At 61.5% G+C, this 15,939-nt stretch carries 14 protein-coding genes and 1 other RNA gene; 10 read left to right on the plus strand and 5 right to left on the minus strand.

Translation table 11 applies throughout. The features are described from left to right. Window positions 1-15: 15 nt before the first annotated feature. The 7 genes from KF794_10830 to KF794_10860 all read left to right on the plus strand — a co-directional run bounded on the left by KF794_10830 (window position 16) and on the right by KF794_10860 (window position 3,639). Window positions 16-1,401 carry a hypothetical protein gene (locus KF794_10830; protein QYK44277.1) on the plus strand — a complete coding sequence of 462 codons (1,386 nt, stop codon included), beginning with the start codon at window positions 16-18 and terminating at the stop codon, window positions 1,399-1,401. A gap of 5 nt (window positions 1,402-1,406) precedes the next feature. Continuing rightward, complete coding sequence (locus KF794_10835; protein ID QYK44278.1) at window positions 1,407-1,793, plus strand: RidA family protein; 387 nt, start codon at window positions 1,407-1,409, stop codon at window positions 1,791-1,793. Continuing rightward, window positions 1,793-1,987 (plus strand): hypothetical protein, encoded by a 195-nt coding sequence (locus KF794_10840; GenBank protein QYK44279.1) that lies wholly within the window; start codon window positions 1,793-1,795, stop codon window positions 1,985-1,987. Before KF794_10835 ends, KF794_10840 begins: the two co-directional genes overlap by 1 nt. Further along, on the plus strand, window positions 1,984-2,151 hold the full coding sequence (locus KF794_10845; protein QYK44280.1) for a hypothetical protein: 168 nt from the start codon (window positions 1,984-1,986) through the stop codon (window positions 2,149-2,151). Before KF794_10840 ends, KF794_10845 begins: the two co-directional genes overlap by 4 nt. 7 nt (window positions 2,152-2,158) lie before the next feature. Next, window positions 2,159-2,523, plus strand: a transfer-messenger RNA (tmRNA) gene (gene ssrA, locus KF794_10850). A 49-nt stretch (window positions 2,524-2,572) separates the two neighbouring features. After that, entirely contained in the window at window positions 2,573-3,133 is a 561-nt protein-coding gene (locus KF794_10855) for a hypothetical protein (GenBank protein QYK44281.1), read from the plus strand. Continuing rightward, entirely contained in the window at window positions 3,130-3,639 is a 510-nt protein-coding gene (locus tag KF794_10860; protein QYK44282.1) for a dihydrofolate reductase, read from the plus strand. The genes KF794_10855 and KF794_10860 overlap by 4 nt, the downstream gene beginning before the upstream one ends. Here KF794_10860 and KF794_10865 read toward each other — a convergent pair. Together KF794_10865 and KF794_10870 are read right to left on the minus strand one after the other, a co-directional pair. After that, window positions 3,636-6,917 (minus strand): AsmA family protein, encoded by a 3,282-nt coding sequence (locus tag KF794_10865; GenBank protein QYK44283.1) that lies wholly within the window; start codon window positions 6,915-6,917, stop codon window positions 3,636-3,638. The genes KF794_10860 and KF794_10865 overlap by 4 nt on opposite strands. Window positions 6,918-7,011: 94 nt before the next feature. Then, window positions 7,012-8,403, minus strand: a complete 1,392-nt coding sequence (locus KF794_10870; GenBank protein ID QYK46675.1) for an FAD-binding protein — start codon at window positions 8,401-8,403, stop codon at window positions 7,012-7,014. 306 nt (window positions 8,404-8,709) lie between these two features. On the opposite strand from KF794_10870, the gene KF794_10875 reads away from it, so the two are divergent. Both KF794_10875 and KF794_10880 read left to right on the plus strand, forming a co-directional pair. Further along, window positions 8,710-9,219, plus strand: coding sequence for a thioesterase family protein (locus KF794_10875; protein QYK44284.1), 510 nt, complete (start codon window positions 8,710-8,712; stop codon window positions 9,217-9,219). Between the two features lie 224 nt (window positions 9,220-9,443). After that, window positions 9,444-9,650: a hypothetical protein gene (locus tag KF794_10880; protein ID QYK44285.1), complete on the plus strand. Its 207-nt coding sequence runs from the start codon at window positions 9,444-9,446 to the stop codon at window positions 9,648-9,650. A gap of 58 nt (window positions 9,651-9,708) precedes the next feature. Here KF794_10880 and KF794_10885 read toward each other — a convergent pair whose 3' ends face one another. Genes KF794_10885 through KF794_10895 form a run of 3 tightly spaced genes read right to left on the minus strand, consistent with a single transcriptional unit; the run spans window position 9,709 to window position 13,827 of the window. Continuing rightward, window positions 9,709-10,575, minus strand: a complete 867-nt coding sequence (locus KF794_10885) for a 50S ribosomal protein L11 methyltransferase (protein QYK44286.1) — start codon at window positions 10,573-10,575, stop codon at window positions 9,709-9,711. Then, the gene (locus KF794_10890; protein ID QYK44287.1) at window positions 10,575-11,534 is read right to left on the minus strand and encodes a DUF4062 domain-containing protein; all 960 of its coding nucleotides are present in this window, start codon (window positions 11,532-11,534) and stop codon (window positions 10,575-10,577) included. Before KF794_10890 ends, KF794_10885 begins: the two co-directional genes overlap by 1 nt. Window positions 11,535-11,556: 22 nt before the next feature. Next, entirely contained in the window at window positions 11,557-13,827 is a 2,271-nt protein-coding gene (locus KF794_10895) for a UvrD-helicase domain-containing protein (GenBank protein QYK46676.1), read from the minus strand. Window positions 13,828-14,044: 217 nt separating this feature from the next. Here KF794_10895 and KF794_10900 point away from each other — a divergent pair, with 217 nt between their 5' ends. Further along, on the plus strand, window positions 14,045-15,868 hold the full coding sequence (locus KF794_10900) for an aminopeptidase P family protein (GenBank protein QYK44288.1): 1,824 nt from the start codon (window positions 14,045-14,047) through the stop codon (window positions 15,866-15,868). Window positions 15,869-15,939 lie beyond the last annotated feature (71 nt).

Here is a 15,939-nt window from a genome sequence, read left to right on the forward strand (position 1 = left end):
GGGAGAACAAAAACCATGCGCAAGATAACCGCATTATCCTTCGCCGCGGCGCTGGCCGCCACGGCCCTGCCGCCTGTTTCAGCCGAAGCCGCCCAGATCCGCTCGTACAAGGTCGCGAATTGGGACGTAGGCGTCTACACCGACGACAACACCGGCAGGTTCAGCCACTGCGCCGCCGCCGTGCGCTATCGTAACGGCTACCTGTTGCTGTTCTCGGTTTCCCACAACCTCGAATGGGCGGTCGGCTTCTCCAATCCAGACTGGCGCATGAATCCGGGCCGTGAAACCGAGGTCGAGTTCCGCGTCGACAGCTACCGCATCTATCGCGTGACCGGCCGCGCAGTGAACAATTCGCTGGTGCGCGCCACGCTTCCCGACAGCGTCGAGTTGTTCAACCAGTTCCGCTTTGGCTCGCGCCTGTATGCGAGCATCAGCGGCGGCAGCGTCGCGCAGTTCAATCTCACCAGCACCGCGGTCATGCTGACCGAAATCCTGCGCTGCGCGAACCAGAATAAAAATTATACCGGCGACCGCGGCAGCGACCGCAATCGAAACACGCCGCCTGACGACAATTACGGCAACCGCGGCTACGACCCGAACCGCGGCAGCGACCGCAACCGCAACACGCAGCCCGATGATAACTACGGCAACCGGGGCTACGACCCGAACCGCGGCGGCGACCGCAATCGCAACACGCAGCCCGATGATAATTACGGCAATCGCGGCTACGACCCGGATCGCGTAAAGCCGCGCAACAACGATGGCGGCACGCGCGATCGTGGCGGCGATCTCGGCGGCAACCGCAATGTCCGCAGCGAACGCGGCACCGGCGATCTTCGCGACCGCAACGACTTCCAGCCCGATCGTAATGTGGACAACAAGCGCGAGCGCGACACCGTCCGGCAGGCCAACCTGCCCGACGCCGCGACCGGTCCGACCCCGCAAACGCGCGAGGAAGCGGGCCGTTTGGCCACGAACATTCTCCGCCGCGCGAACATCTCCGGACAATTGCAGCGTCCCGACGAGCTGGCTCCGAACTTCCGCACAAAGTACGACGCGGTCTGGCGCGCGGATGGCACCATCGGCACGCTGCGCATCCTTGCCGGGGGGCGCGCCTCGACGATCGAAAAAATTCGCGGCGACGTGATTGCGTCCGATGCCGGTACCTGCAAGGGCAAGTTCGCTTCCGGCGCGCTGCCAGCGGCAGACAATTCGCGCTCGGTAACGGTCTTCACGTCCTGCGAAGGCGAGCAGAACTGGTCGGTCTACTACATCGCGGTCCCGCGCTCCGGCGGCGGCATCTATTTGCTCGGCGTGTTCGGATCGGGCGAAGCCGGCAACCGGTTGCAGAACCTGACCAACATGTATCGCACCGCCGCGCTCGAAGTGCTCGAGCGCTAAGGCGCATGCCGCCGCAACCGATCAAACCGGCTGGAAGCCTGCCACCCGGACTGCCGTTCTCCGAAGGCATGCAGGCCGGCAACCTGATCTTCCTCTCCGGTCAGCTCGGCACACTGCCGGGAAAGCTAGAACTCAACAACAAGACCGCCGAAGACGAATTCCGCCAGGTCATGGACAACGTCTTCGCGACGTTGAAAGCGAACGGCCTCGGCGCAAAAGACGTGGTGAAGTGCCTCGTCATGCTCGCCGATATGAAGGACTGGCCAGCGTTCAACAAAATCTATCTCGAATATTTCGAACCGCCTTATCCCGCGCGTTCGGCTTTCGGTGCGAACGAACTCGCATTCAATGCGAGAGTCGAACTCGAAGTCATCGCCATGCGGAGGGAATGATGGAGAAGAAGCCCCGGCACCTCAGGGACGGCGTGATGTATGCGGTCGCCGCCGTGTTGTTCGCAGTGTCCGCCGCGATCATTTCTCGCTTGCCGGATTTTCAACTCGCATTCTGGCTGCAAGTTGCCTCGGCGGTTGCCTTCGCGTTTTGCGCCCTGCTTTGCTTCAATAAACACCGGAAAGAGAACGCATGAACCTCGTTCTGATGTATGCGGCTATCGCCGTGCTAACCGGCCTCGCCGCGTATTTTACCGGCCGCGCCGGCGGCACCGCATTCTGGCTTTACGCCATCGGCTGCGTTCTGTTCGCGCTCGCCGCGGCCGGCCAGTATTTCAAGGTGAAGCAGGGAAAAGCCTGAAATCGCCGCCCTTTAACCGCCACGGCGAACCCCCTATATTCGGGATGCCGGAGCAATCCGGCTATGGCGATAAACGCTCGTTGTAATAAACCATTCGGACCCGGGGGCAGTACCCGGCGCCTCCACCAAAACCCGGCTCGCAGCGAAGGTTTCGCCGGGTTTCGGCGGGGGCGAAACAGGATCGACGAGGGTGTAAAGAGCGCGGCTTTCGCCCGGCATGGTTCCGCCGTTATCGGGCCTCTTATAGTTGCGAATGACAACTATGCTCCGGTTGCTCAGGCCGCGTAAGCGGTTTGATCACTGGGAATTAAGCCCTGAGGGTTAGCACCTTCAGGCGGGGTTCGGAGGCACCTGGCAACAGAAGCCTCCACTTCCTTTCGCGCAACTGGCGCACCTCTCCGGAATCGGGTTGAGTAGACTTATGACCTCCGACCTCATCCGCTATGATCTGCTCGCCCAGGACGCGCTGCGTGGCGTGGTGCGCAAGGTGCTGAGCGACGTCGCGAAAGACGGCCTGCCCGGCGACCATCATTTCTTCATCGCCTTCGACACGCGCGCACAGGGCCTGCGCATTTCCGAACGTCTGCGCCAGAAATTCCCCGAAGAAATGACAATAGTGCTCCAGCATCAGTTCTGGGATCTGAAGGTCGGCGAACATGCGTTTGAAGTCGGCGTATCGTTCAACGGCGCACCGGAGCGCCTGTTGATTCCCTTCACCGCGGTGAAGGGCTTCTTCGATCCGTCCGTGCAGTTCGGCTTGCAGTTCGAAGTCGCGGGCGACGAGAAGGCGCAAAGCAGCCCGGCGCAGCTTGCCGTTTCCGGCGGCGAAAAGCCCGGCGAGAAACCGCTCGCAAGCGCGCCGAAGGGTGCGGCCAGCGAACCCGAAGTGGTGAAGCCCGCGAAGGAAGCGAAAGCCGCCGAACCTTCCGCCGATTCCGCGGGTGCGGAAGTCGTCAGCCTCGACAAGTTCCGCAAGAAGTGAGTGTCCCTCTCGTCCTCGTCGTCGCGGTCGCGGAGAACGGCGTGATCGGCCGCGACAACGGTTTACCCTGGCGCATCTCCGGCGACCTGAAGCACTTCAAGGCCGTGACGATGGGCAAGCCGCTCGTGATGGGCCGCAAGACTTTCGAATCCATCGGCAAGCCCCTGCCCGGCCGCACCAACATCGTGCTCACCACCGACAAGGCGTGGCGCGCAAACGGCGTTATCGTTGCCGGCGATCTGGAAGCGGCGCTGCTCGCGGCACAGGAAGACGCGAAGCGCACCGGCGCCAACGAAATCGCAATTATCGGCGGCAGCGCGCTGTTCAGGGAGACGCTGCCGCGTGCGGCAAAAATAGAGCTGACCGAAGTCCACGCCTCGCCCGCAGGCGATACCTTCTTTCCCGCTTACGACAAATCCGCGTTCCGCGAGACGCGCCGCGACGGCCCGCACAAAGGCGAGAAGGACGAATATCCCTGGTCTGCCGTTACGCTGGAGCGGATCTAGTTCTGGATTTGCCGCTCGCGCGGCGCGCCGGGCGTCAGCGGCAACGGCGACAGGTTGAGCGGCGGCGGCACGGCGTTCGGCTGCTGCGGACGCTCCGACGAGCGATCTCGTTTCTTCTTGTCCGGCACGACGATCGCGGGTGGCAAATCGGGCACCGCATCTTGCTTCGGCGTTTCCTTAATGTCGCCGCGCGGCTCCCGCTCGATCATCTTCACCGACAGCGCAGCGAACAGTGCCCGCGTATCCAGCTTGCGTTCCGGCGCGCTAAACGGCCCGCTCCAGCGCAGCGTCGCGCCCGCCTTGCGGGAGAGCGGCGACTCCAGCGTGAGTTGCGTCTCCATCGCGAGACGATTGAGATCGAGCGCGCCATTGGCCGTTACCTCCACGCCCACCGTAGCCGCGCGTGCCGCCTGAAAGCGCAGGATACCGTTCGTCAGCAGGAAAGGCGCGTCGATGGCATCCAACCGCAGATGCCCGCGGTTCAGCGCTTCCGCGAACATCGCTTCCACCGCTTTCTCGTCGGGAGCTTTGCGAATGTCGGCGGCCATTACGGTAGCGATGGCATTCGGATCGGCATTTTCCAGAACGAAATTCGCAACCTTCACCCGGCCCTGCCCGGATAGGCTTGCGACCAGTTGCGAAGGCGAATTCCCGGTCATGGAAACATTGACGCTACCCCCCGCTTCCCCTCGCAGCGCGAACGTATCCAGCAGGTTGCTCACCGGCGCGCCTTCAAAGTTCAATTGCAATTCGGCGGAACGCGGCATGGACTGGATCGCGCGGAACGATCCACTGAACCTGCCGCCACCTTTTTGTCCGCGCGTACCCTCACCGAACGTGCCCGTAATATTATCCAGCAGGATTTCATCGGAGCGTACCTTCGCGACGAAGCGAACGTCTCGCAGATGGACCCGGTCAGACAACTTCAACCGCGCGGCTTCGACCGCGAACTCGCCATTGAAGCGCGCCGCGAATGCAATGTCGAAGTTATCGGTGGACCATTGCGAGTCGTCCCTCTCCGTAGAGCCAAGCGTCAGCATCGCCAGCACCGGCAGCGGAATCTCGGTGAATTTTATATCGCCACGCAGCATGCCGCCGGGTGGCGCAAGCGCGATCTGCCCGCTTCCATTCACGCCCTGCGCCGACTGAAACGTGATGCGGTCCAGCACGAACTTGTCGTCAAGCCGCACGAGGTTTGCTTTCGCCCAGAACGCAAAGGGCCGATATGGGGTGCTGCGCTCGGCTGCGGGTGCGAACTTGCGTATATCCTCGGACTGGAACGCAACTTCCAGTACGGGACGAAACTTACGATCCGCGTCGAAGCGCAGCGCACCCTTCGCGCTTAGCGTGCCGCCCGCGAGCTTCGCTTCTCCCGTCACCGCGCGCGTACCCTCGCGCGGAGGCGTCATCGTGAAATGATAATTATTGCCGCCGGAGATGAAGCGCACGTCCCACGCGCCATCCGGCTCGAAGAAGATGCCGCCCGAACCCCGCGCAGGCAACGCCAGCGAGGCTAGGCGCGCGATCTCGCGGCCCGCTTCGGCGCTTTCCAGATAGCGCTCTGCCAGCGCGGCCAGCACGCCCTCGCGCGCGGCCTCGAACGTGAAGTTGAAAGCCGGCTTCTCGGACTTCTGCGGCTGTTCGATAGTCGCATTCAGTCCGTCAAAATCGCGCAGCACGAGACGCTCGAACGCGATCTTGCCGTCCGTGCCCGAAAGCGCCGCGTCAATTTGCTCGGCGTTTCTGCCGAACAGCTTCGGCTTGCGGAGCAAAACTTCCGCCGAGAGGTCGATCCCCGCTTTTTCGTACCAGCCCATGAAAAGCGCCAGCAGCGACTCTGGCTCGACGCCTGTGCCCGCGAGTTTCGCGCGCAACAGCGGCGAAGCGTTCTGCCGCGATGCCAGCGCCATCGAACCCGTAAGAGACAACGTACCGAGCGTGAATTCCATCTTTTCGAAAGCGACGGCTTCCGGCGAAGCGGAGATGTTTCCCTTCAGTTGCATCGTCTGCGCATCGGCGAAGCGCTCCGATATTTCCGGGCCGAACAACCAGCGCGTCAGCACTGAAGGCTCCGCGCTGTCGAGCGCGAGCGTTCCGGCGAAACGGTCGCGCTCGGTCTTGCCGCTGAGCCGGATTAGCCCGCGTCCCGGCAGCTTCGCTTCCAGTTGTTCGAGACCCGCGATGCCGCCGCGAACGAAAATCGCCGCTTTCAGTTCGCGCACAAGTTGGCCGCCCGCCATCACGCCGTCGGCGGAAAGCGAAATTCGCCCCGCGAACGGCAAACCGGAAACGAGATCGCGCACCTCGCCAAGCATCGGCACCACATGCGCGAAGCCGCGCGCAGCAGCCTGCTTGTCGCCGCGGTCGAGATCGAGCCGCGTCGATTTCAGCGTGACTTCGAGCGAACCGTTCGCGCGCGGACTGAGCCGTCCACTGCCCTGCAAGGCCAGCGGCGCTTCGCCTTCGCCGAGAGAAAGTTCGAGGCTGGAAAGCGCAATCGCGTTCATGTCGCCACTGGCATCGAACGCCGCGCGCCACGGCCACGCGCCGCGCGTCCGCGCCAGCGTGACTTTTCCTTCGTAACGCGGCTTCGCATTCGTTAGCGCGAGCAATCCTTCGCTCTCAAAAGAGATGCCGTCGTCGGGCCGCTCCAGCACCAGCCGCACGCGACCGCCTTGATCCGCACCGAAACGCGCGCTCGAAGCGCGCAGGATCCATCGCCGCCGGTCGAGCCGGAAACCACCATCGAGCTTGAATGGCCCCTGCCGCGAGAGCAGTTCGCCGCGCGCGGAAAAATCGTCCGCGAGCAGCAGCGATTTGGTGCGCCGGTCCTCGACGATCAGCGAACCTGCTTCGAGCGAAAACGCGGTGACCGCCAGCGCATCCGCGTCCATCGCCGCGACACCTTGCGGAAGTTGCAGCACGCCCTGCTCGTCCAGCGCCAGCCGCAGCGCCGGGCGCGACACCACGATCTCGGTCGCTTCGAACTTTCCGGTGAGCAGCGCGGAGAGTGAGAGCAATCCACGCACTTCGTAAGCGCGGACGCCGGTGCCGTTATCCGGATCACCAAGCGACACGTCGCGCAGCACGAAAGCGGGGGTCGGCAGCAGCACCGCGTCGATCTTGCCGCGGATGGTGACGCGCGTGCCGGTGAGCGCGCTCGCCTGTTCCTCGAATTGCGGACGCCACGCATCCCAATCCACGAACAGCGGCGCGGCAAAAGCCGCCGCGATCGCGGCGATCAGCGCGATACCGAACGCAAGCAGTGTGTTCTGCAACCCGGCCTCTCCGCAGCTCCGGCAAACCCGGAGCCGATCCGCCCGAAAATACTATAGGGCGGCCATGAAGCCAGATTGGGGCAAATCGTCCCCGCTACAGCGCGACGATTTTCCCCGGATTCATGATGTTACCGGGGTCGAGCGCACGTTTCAGGTCGCGCATCATCTGCAGCGCAGGCTTGCCGTGCTCGGCTTCAAGATATTTCATCTTGCCCTGCCCGACGCCGTGTTCGCCGGTACAGGTGCCGTCGAGGCGCAGTGCACGCTCGGCCAGCCGCTCCAGGAATTTGCGCACGCGTGCCAATTCATCCTCGTCTTCCATGTCGATCACGAGGCTGACATGGAAATTACCGTCGCCCACATGGCCGACAATGGGACCTAGCAACTTGAGGTCTTGCAGGTCTTTCTCGGTTTCGAGCACCGCGTCCGCGAGTTTCGAGATTGGTACGCAGATGTCGGTCGCGAGCGCCTTCGCACCGGGACGCAGCGACATCATCGCGAAATAGGCGTCGTGCCGCGCCTGCCAGAGCTTGGTGCGTTCTTCCGCCTGCGTAGTCCAGTGGAACGGCCCGCCGCCGAACTCGGCAGCGATTTCACCGAAGCGCTCGGTCTGCTCCTTCACGCCCGCTTCCGAACCGTGAAATTCGAGAAACAGCGTTGGCGCTTCCGCAAGCCCGAGCTTCGCGTAGTTGTTCACGGCGCGGATCGCCATCGCGTCGATGAACTCGATGCGCGCAACCGGAATGCCGGACTGGATGGTGGCAATCGTCGCCTGGATCGCGCCCTCGACCGTCTTGAACGGACAGATCGCGCTCGAAATCGCTTCCGGAATGGCGGAGAGCTTCAGCGTCAGCTCGGTGATGATGCCGAGCGTACCTTCGGAGCCGACGAACAACCGCGTGAGGTCGTATCCAGCGGAGGATTTCTTGGCGCGCGAACCGGCGCGGACGATCTCGCCGTTCGGCAACACCGCTTTCAGCGCCAACACGTTGTCCTTCATGGTGCCGTAGCGCACCGCGTTGGTACCTGATGCCCGCGTCGCCGCCATGCCGCCGAGCGAAGCGTCCGCACCCGGATCAATCGGGAAGAACAGGCCCTGATCGCGCAGGTATTCGTTCAGCTTCTTGCGCGTCACGCCCGGCTGGATGACGCAGTCGAGATCTTCCGCATGCACGGCGAGGATCTGGTTCATCTGCGCCACGTCGATGCAGATACCGCCCATCGGCGCGTTTACATGGCCCTCCAGCGAAGTGCCGGTACCGAAAGCGATGACCGGCACCTTGTGCTCGGCGGCAATGCGCACCGCGTCCTGCACGTCTTCGGTGGAGGCAGCATAGACCACGGCGTCGGCGGCCTCGTTCGGCAGCCAGGTGGTGGTGTTGGCGTGCTGGCGGCGAACCTCCATCGAGGTCACGACCTTGTTGCCAAGCTTGGCGTGCAGCGCCGCAATCGCGCGTTCGACCGCTCCCGCTTCGGCCCGCTTCATGGCGAGGTTGTTCATTGGCGTCCTCCGATTTTGGACAAATCTAGCAAAATTCTGATTGCTATAATTGCGGGTAATCAACAATGGCGAAGCACGTTCGGCCGCCATCAGGTCGAATGTAAATACACCAGCGAGTGTACTTGACGGGTATAGCTGGCGAGTATGCCCGCCGCGCAGTGCCGCTCTCCCCGCGAGAATTACCCGGCGCCTGCCAGTTTGCGCTGCACGAAATCGCCCCAAACGCGCCAAACCATTGCCCCTCGCAGGCGTACAATGCATGATTGCAATCAAATTCAGCGTGGGATTCGGATGCTACAGCGGCTCGATTTCGAACCAGTCTTCTTCGCCCCCTTCGTTTCCTCGGCGATGACGGTCGAGCCGGCGTGGATCGACTACAATGGCCACCTCAACATGGCCTACTACAACGTCCTGATCGACCGCGCGGTGGACGAAGCCTTCGCCCTCGTCGGTCTCGGACCGGAATATCTGAAAGAGCGCAGCCACTCCTTCTTCACCGCCGAATGCCACGTCCGCTACCTGCGCGAATTGCAGGCCGGGCAGTCGGTCCGGACCACGATTCGGCTGATCGACTATGACGAAAAGCGCATCCACTTCTTCGCCGAGCTGTATCACGCGGTCGAGGGATGGATGTCGGCGACCTCGGAGCAGATGGCGCTCCATGTGGACATGGCCTCCAAGAAGGTCGTGCCGCTACCGGACGACGTGCTCGACCGCCTGGCCGCCATGAAAGCGGCCCACGCCGCCCTTCCCGCTCCGGAAGGCATCGGCCGCAAGATAGGCATGCCCAAGCGTAGCTGAGCCTTCGAGCCGGCTGTGCAAAGCGGAGGCGAACGCACGCCTAATTCGGCGCTTTCGCCGCTTGGTTAATCAATCCTTACCTCGATCATGCAGGCCGATCAGATCGGTCATGCATACTTACCTATTCTAGGTGCGTCGCAAAAAAGCTATTTTGCAATGCAATAAATGATTTGCACGACCGGCCGGGCGGCGTCCCGGCATCAAGCGGAAGAAGGAGAACTCCCATGGCCGCACTGACCTACTCCCCCAAGTTTGCTCCCGCTGCCGCCAGCACTGCGAAAGCCGGTAAGAGCTTCTGGACCCGCGTATGGGACCGGATCGTCGAAGCGCGCAGGCGTCAGGTCGAGCGCGAAATCCGCCTGCACCTGAACTACGTTCCGGCCGAGTTGCTGAAGAATTACCGCGACCTGCCGTTCCAGAAGCAGGACTGAGCATCGCGACAACCGAATTCGAAACGCCCCGGCTTCCCCCGCCGGGGCGTTTTGCTGTCTAGCGTGCGCGAAGCGTCAGCGTGGTCCAGTTCTCGATGGTCTCGCTGCGCACAAGCAGCATCCCCTGCGCGCGATAGCGCGCAAGCGCGGCGAGAGCCTGGCTTGGCAGCAGGCCGGAGAGGACCACATGCGCGCCTGGCGCGGCCAGCGACGCAATCGGCCGCGACAGCTTTCTCAAAACCGGCAGCAGGATATTCGCGAACATCAGATCGTAGGGTGCGTACTGCACGATTAGCGACGCGCTTAACGACCCTGTATGTAAGATGCCCACATAAGGCCCCGCGCGGTTCACCCTCGCATTCTCTTTCGCGACAGTTACGGAAGCACGGTCGATCTCGGTTGCGATAACCGGCGTATGGAAGACCCGCGCTGCGGCAATCGCCAGCACGGCCGTGCCGGTCCCCACATCGAGAACACGCTTCGGTTTATGCGTGCGCGCAATCCGTTCCAGCGCGCGCAGGCAGCCGAGCGTGGTACCGTGGTGGCCTGTGCCGAAAGCGAGCGCGGCCTCGATCTCGATACCGGTTTCGTTGGCCCTGATTTTTCCACGGTCATGCGAACCGTGAATCGCGAAGCGCCCCGCGCGGACGATCTTGAGGCCTTCGAGGCTGGCGGCGATCCAGTCTTTCGCGGCGAGCGTTTCGTATTCGATGTTCGCGGCGGGAATAATCTCGCGAACCGCCGCCGCTATCGTTTCCGTGTCTGGCTTCTGCGGGAAATGCGCTTCCGCATACCACGAGCCATCCGCTGCCTCGAACGCGCCGACTGCACCCTCGCCCTCGAAGAAGCGCTCCAGCAGATGATCGGCGACGCGGCTGGCCTCTGCCTCGCTTGCACGCACGCGAACGACATGGCTCTCGTACATCAACGCTTCTCAAACTTCACTTGCGCAATCGCATTGAGCCAGTTCGAACCATGACGAATATTTAATCCATCAAAACTGCTATTCGTGTGAAGGATTGAAAATGAAACCAATAGCAGTAACGCCTTATCAACAGCGTCTTGATCCACATTCGTATCTTCAAAATTAGAATCGAGATTTAGAGAAACTGCGCCGCGAACACAATCACGAATAGTAGGCTCGTCAACGGGCTCTGTTACTTGAAATTGCGAAACAATATCTCGTAATTGCACTTTGACGGTCGAAGTTTTTTTCTTGCCACCCTTGGTCGCCAAATCGTACCGAACTTCAATCTCACGATTCATATCGATAGCAGCACTATTATTTTTCGCCGCCGTTGCCTTTTCCTCAGAAGCCTTCTTTAGCTTATCATTCTCTAATCTAAGCTGGCGGTTCTCATTCAGTAAGCCCTCGGCCGAAGCAATGTCTCCCCTAACCCATCCTGTGCGAGGAAATGAGTCGCGTGCATTTTGAAGAGCTTGAACAATACCCAAACAAAGGTTGTCTGCGGTCGTCCACTTAAATGCATTGCGTCCTCTCATTGCGCGCTGACGAAATTGTTGCAATTTTTCAGTTTTCTTAGTGTCCTGATCTGTTTTGGAGACTGCGACCGACGTTGGGTCCTCAATAGGAAATACGAGAACTGGAATTTTGTTTTCTACAGCGTAGTTGAACTCTTTCTCTGTGAAACTAATTTCTTCGTCAGTTAAAGTGCCATATCGTGCAGCAATTATGAGAACGTAGTAGTCAGATGTGTCGATTTGCTTCTTGATGAAAGCGAACTGCTCTTCATTCGTGGCAGGAAACGTTTCCATTCCAACAACAATATAATTGAATTGAATTAGGGTCTCCCAAACTTTTCTTCTCTCATCTCTTAAATCATCAAAAGTAGAGCTAACAAAAATCTGAAACCGCTTCGTCATCGAAATTTTCTCAAATTTGTCACTAGGCTTTTTTTAGGAAACTGCTGACGATTTTCTTCTCGCCGGCCTTGTCGAACTCCACGGTAACCTTGGTGCCTTCGACCTCCATGATCTCGCCGTAGCCGAACTTGTCATGGAATACGCGGTCGCCGATCTCGAAATCTTCCGCAGGCCCGGTCGAGCGCGAAAGCACTTCGCCTTCGATGGTTACGCCGCGGCCGCGCCCGTAGCCACCGCCTTTGTTGTCGGAAAATCCTCCGCGCCGCTGCTGCGCGCGTGCCCAGCCCGGCGTGTTGTAGCCCGACACAAACAGCTCGGCGCGATCGAAGCGGCTCTGGATCTGCGCGGCATAGCTGCCGCCGCCATCGACTTCCTCGATTGAATCTTCCGGCAATTCCTTCAGGAAACGGCTCGGCAGATTCGAATTCCACATGCCATGCGTCATGCGCCGCGTGGCGAATGAAATATACGCGCGCTGCTTCGCGCGCGTAATGCCGACATGCGCAAGGCGGCGTTCTTCCTCAAGGCCCGCCTGCCCGCTCTCGTCGAGCGAGCGCTGGTGCGGCAGCACGCCTTCCTCCCAGCCCGGCAGGAAGACGGTATCGAATTCGAGGCCCTTGGCCGAGTGAAGCGTCATCAGGCTGACGGCATCGACGCCCTCGCCTTCGATGGTATCCATCACCAGCGAAACGTGTTCGAGAAAACCCTGCATGTTCTCGAACTGCTCCATCGAACGCACCAGTTCTTTCAGGTTTTCTAGCCTGCCTGCCGCCTGCGCCGATTTGTCGTTCTTCCACATCTCCGTGTAGCCGGACTCGTCAAGCACAATGCGCGCCAGTTCGGTATGCGGCGCTGTATCGAGCTGCGCCTGCCAGCGCCCGAACTGCGCGATCAGATCGCGCAGCGCCGTGCGCGGTTTCGGCTTCAGCTCGTCCGTAGAGGAAATGACCTTCGCCGCTTCGAACAGCGGCGCTTCGTGCGCACGCGAATAATCGTGCAGCATCTGCATCGTGCTGTCGCCGAGGCCGCGCTTCGGCACGTTGACGATCCGTTCAAACGCCAGACCATCGGCGGGCGAAACGATCACGCGGAAATAGGCGAGCGCGTCGCGGATTTCCTGCCGCTCGTAGAAGCGCGGGCCGCCGATCACGCGATAGGGAAGCCCCAGCGTAATGAAGCGCTCTTCCAGTTCGCGCATCTGGAACGACGCACGCACAAGAATTGCGATATCGGACAGCCGGTGATCCTTGCGCTGCAACTGCTCAATCTCTTCGCCGATCAGCCGCGCTTCCTCGCCGGAATCCCAAGCGTCGGTGACCTTGATCTTCTCGCCCGGCTCGTCTTCGGTGCGTAGCGTCTTGCCGAGACGGCTCTTGTTCTTCGCGATCAGGTGCGAGGCCGCCGCCAGAATATTCGCGGTCGAGCGGTAATTGCGCTCCAGCCGGATCACCTTCGCGCCGGGAAAGTCCTGCTCGAAACGCAGGATGTTATCGACGTCCGCGCCGCGCCAGCCGTAAATCGACTGGTCGTCGTCGCCGACACAGCAGATGTTGCGCGAGCCTTGCGCCAAGAGCCGCAGCCAAAGGTACTGCGCGACATTGGTGTCCTGATATTCGTCCACCAGCATGTAGCGGAAGCGCTGCTGGTATTGTTCGAGCACTTCCTTGTTGTTCTGGAACAGCCGCAGGTTCTCCAGCAGCAGGTCGCCGAAATCGACCGCGTTCAAAACTTTAAGCCGCGCCTGATAGGCGGCGTACAGTTCCTTGCCCTTGCCGTTCGCGAACGACATGGCTTCGCCCGCGGGAACCTGATCGGGCTTGAGGCCGCGATTCTTCCAGCCGTCGAGGTATCCGGCAAAGAGCCGCGCGGGCCAGCGCTTCTCGTCGATATTGTCGGCTTGCAGAAGCTGCTTGATGAGCCGGATCTGGTCGTCAGTATCGAGGATAGTGAAGTTCGGATGCAGCCCGACCATTTCGGCATGGCGGCGTAGAATCTTCGCGCCGATGGAGTGGAACGTGCCCATCCACGGCATCCCCTCCACGATGTCGCCGACCATGTGGCCGACGCGCTCCTTCATCTCGCGCGCGGCCTTGTTGGTGAAGGTGACTGAGAGAATGTTCGAAGGCCGCGCCCGCCCCGTCGCGAGCAGATGTGCGATGCGCGTCGTCAGCACCCGCGTCTTGCCTGTGCCCGCACCCGCCAGCACCAGCACCGGGCCGTCGAGCGTCTCGACCGCCTCAAGCTGCTCGGCGTTCAGGCCGTTCAGGTAGGGCGCACGGGCGCGCGGGCGCATGGCAGTGCCGGTTGCCTGCGGCGCGTCGTCGAGCGGAAACGGTTTGTATTGCGGATCGGCCACGGGTTTTGCGGATTTCGGTGATTCTGCGAACAAAATGGCATCGCCCCCGCCATTTGGCGAGGGCGCGGGCCAGATTGCCGCATGAAATGGGGCCAAATTAGCGGCATTTCCCGCCCGCCTGTTACGCGGGGAACCGGGCGCTTACACTGGCTAAATGTTCGAAGCGAAATTCCAGACCTTCCGCGACGAAGGCGACAAATCGAAATCCGCCGCCCGGTTGCAGGCGCTCCGCGAGGAACTTGCGAAGCAGAGCCTCGACGGCTTCGTGTTCTCGCGCGCCGACGAACACCAGAACGAATATGTGCCGCCATCCGAAGAGCGCGTCGCATGGCTGACCGGCTTCACCGGCTCGGCCGCGGTGGTAGTCGTACTGCGCGATCGCGCCATCCTGTTCACGGATGGCCGTTACACGCTGCAAGCAAAAGACCAGATCGACACTTCGTTGTTCGCCATCGGCCACATCGTCGAGAAACCTGTGAGCGAATGGCTCGCGGAAAATCTCGTGGCCGGAACTGCGCTCGCTTACGACCCGTGGCGCACCACCGCCGACGGCGTCGAGCGGCTGGAAAAGGCGGCGAAGAAAGCCGCCGCGCGGCTGGTGGCCGTGAAGGAAAACCCGGTCGATGCGGTATGGCAGGAGCGTCCCGCTGCACCGCTGACCCCGACCGTGCTGCATGGCGCGGAATTCTCCGGCGAAAAAGCGGAGAAAAAAATTGCGCGAATCCGCGAGGTGCTGGCGAAGGAGAAAATCGGCGCTGCCGTGCTCTCCGATCCCGCTTCCGTGGCATGGACCTTCAACATTCGCGGCGGCGACGTGGAGCACACGCCGTTGCCGCTGTCCTGGGCGATCCTGCCGCGCGAAGGCGAACCGCAGCTTTTCATAGACAGCCGCAAGCTCTCGAACGAAGTGCGCGACGCGCTTGCAAAACTGGCCGACGTGCGCGAGCCGCGCGACCTCGAAGTCGAATTGCATGAAGCCGCGCGCGGCAAGACCGTGCGCCTCGACAGCGCCACCGCGCCGAAGAAGCTCGCGGACATCGTGACACAGGCCGGCGGCAGCGTTTCGAACGGCGCCGATCCTGTAACCAAACTAAAAGCGATCAAGAACGAAACCGAAATCGCCGGGATGCGCACCGCGCATGTGCGCGACGGCGCGGCGCTGACGCGCTTCCTCGCCTGGCTCGACCGCGAAGCACCTCTCGGCAGGATCACCGAGATCGACGCGGTCGCCGCACTTGAAACATTTCGCCGCGAGACCGGAAAGCTAAAGGATGTCTCCTTCCCCACCATTTCCGGCTCCGGCCCGAACGGCGCCATCGTGCACTATCGCGTCACGGAGGCGACCAACCGCGCGCTACGGCCCGGCGAATTGTTCCTCGTCGATTCCGGCGCGCAATACGAAGACGGCACCACGGATGTGACGCGCACGGTCAGCATCGGCGAGCCGTCCGCCGAGATGCGCGAGCGCTTCACGCTTGTCCTCAAAGGGCACATTGCCATTGCGCGCGCGGTGTTTCCCGAAGGCACCAACGGCTCGCAACTCGATCCGTTCGCGCGCCGCGCGCTGTGGGAGCGCGGCATCGACTTCGACCATGGTACCGGCCACGGCGTCGGAAGTTATTTGTCGGTACACGAAGGTCCGGCGCGCATCTCGAAAGTTCCGAGTCCGCCGTTGCTGCCGGGCATGATCCTGTCCAACGAGCCGGGCTATTACAAAACCGGTGCCTACGGCATCCGCATCGAAAACCTGCTGCTGGTCGAGAAGCGCCCGCCCGCGAAAGGCGCGGAGAAACCGCTGCTGGGCTTCGAGACGCTCACCCTCGCGCCCATCGACCTCCGTCTGGTGGAACCGAGACTGCTCACGCCGGAAGAAATCGCGTGGCTCAATGCCTATCATGCAGAGGTACGCGAGAAGATCGCGCCGCAACTCGACGCGCCTGACAACGACTGGCTGGAGAAAGCCACCGCCGCGCTCTGACTCCACGGAAGGAACCGTAAGGAACACGCCGCGTTATCCGCTCACGTTTTACGAAAAATGTGAGGCAGGCC

The organism is Xanthobacteraceae bacterium (assembly GCA_019454205.1).
Classification (GTDB): domain Bacteria; phylum Pseudomonadota; class Alphaproteobacteria; order Rhizobiales; family Xanthobacteraceae.

Excerpts from the sequence above, each read along its gene's own strand:
- KF794_10830 (QYK44277.1), top strand. The coding sequence starts at position 16 with ATGCGCAAGATAACCGCATTATCCTTCGCCGCGGCGCTGGCCGCCACG.
- KF794_10835 (QYK44278.1), top strand. The coding sequence starts at position 1,407 with ATGCCGCCGCAACCGATCAAACCGGCTGGAAGCCTGCCACCCGGACTG.
- KF794_10840 (QYK44279.1), top strand. The coding sequence starts at position 1,793 with ATGGAGAAGAAGCCCCGGCACCTCAGGGACGGCGTGATGTATGCGGTC.
- KF794_10845 (QYK44280.1), top strand. The coding sequence starts at position 1,984 with ATGAACCTCGTTCTGATGTATGCGGCTATCGCCGTGCTAACCGGCCTC.
- KF794_10855 (QYK44281.1), top strand. The coding sequence starts at position 2,573 with ATGACCTCCGACCTCATCCGCTATGATCTGCTCGCCCAGGACGCGCTG.
- KF794_10870 (QYK46675.1), bottom strand. The coding sequence starts at position 8,403 with ATGAAGCGGGCCGAAGCGGGAGCGGTCGAACGCGCGATTGCGGCGCTG.
- KF794_10875 (QYK44284.1), top strand. The coding sequence starts at position 8,710 with ATGCTACAGCGGCTCGATTTCGAACCAGTCTTCTTCGCCCCCTTCGTT.
- KF794_10880 (QYK44285.1), top strand. The coding sequence starts at position 9,444 with ATGGCCGCACTGACCTACTCCCCCAAGTTTGCTCCCGCTGCCGCCAGC.
- KF794_10885 (QYK44286.1), bottom strand. The coding sequence starts at position 10,575 with ATGTACGAGAGCCATGTCGTTCGCGTGCGTGCAAGCGAGGCAGAGGCC.
- KF794_10890 (QYK44287.1), bottom strand. The coding sequence starts at position 11,534 with ATGACGAAGCGGTTTCAGATTTTTGTTAGCTCTACTTTTGATGATTTA.
- KF794_10895 (QYK46676.1), bottom strand. The coding sequence starts at position 13,827 with ATGCGCCCGCGCGCCCGTGCGCCCTACCTGAACGGCCTGAACGCCGAG.
- KF794_10900 (QYK44288.1), top strand. The coding sequence starts at position 14,045 with ATGTTCGAAGCGAAATTCCAGACCTTCCGCGACGAAGGCGACAAATCG.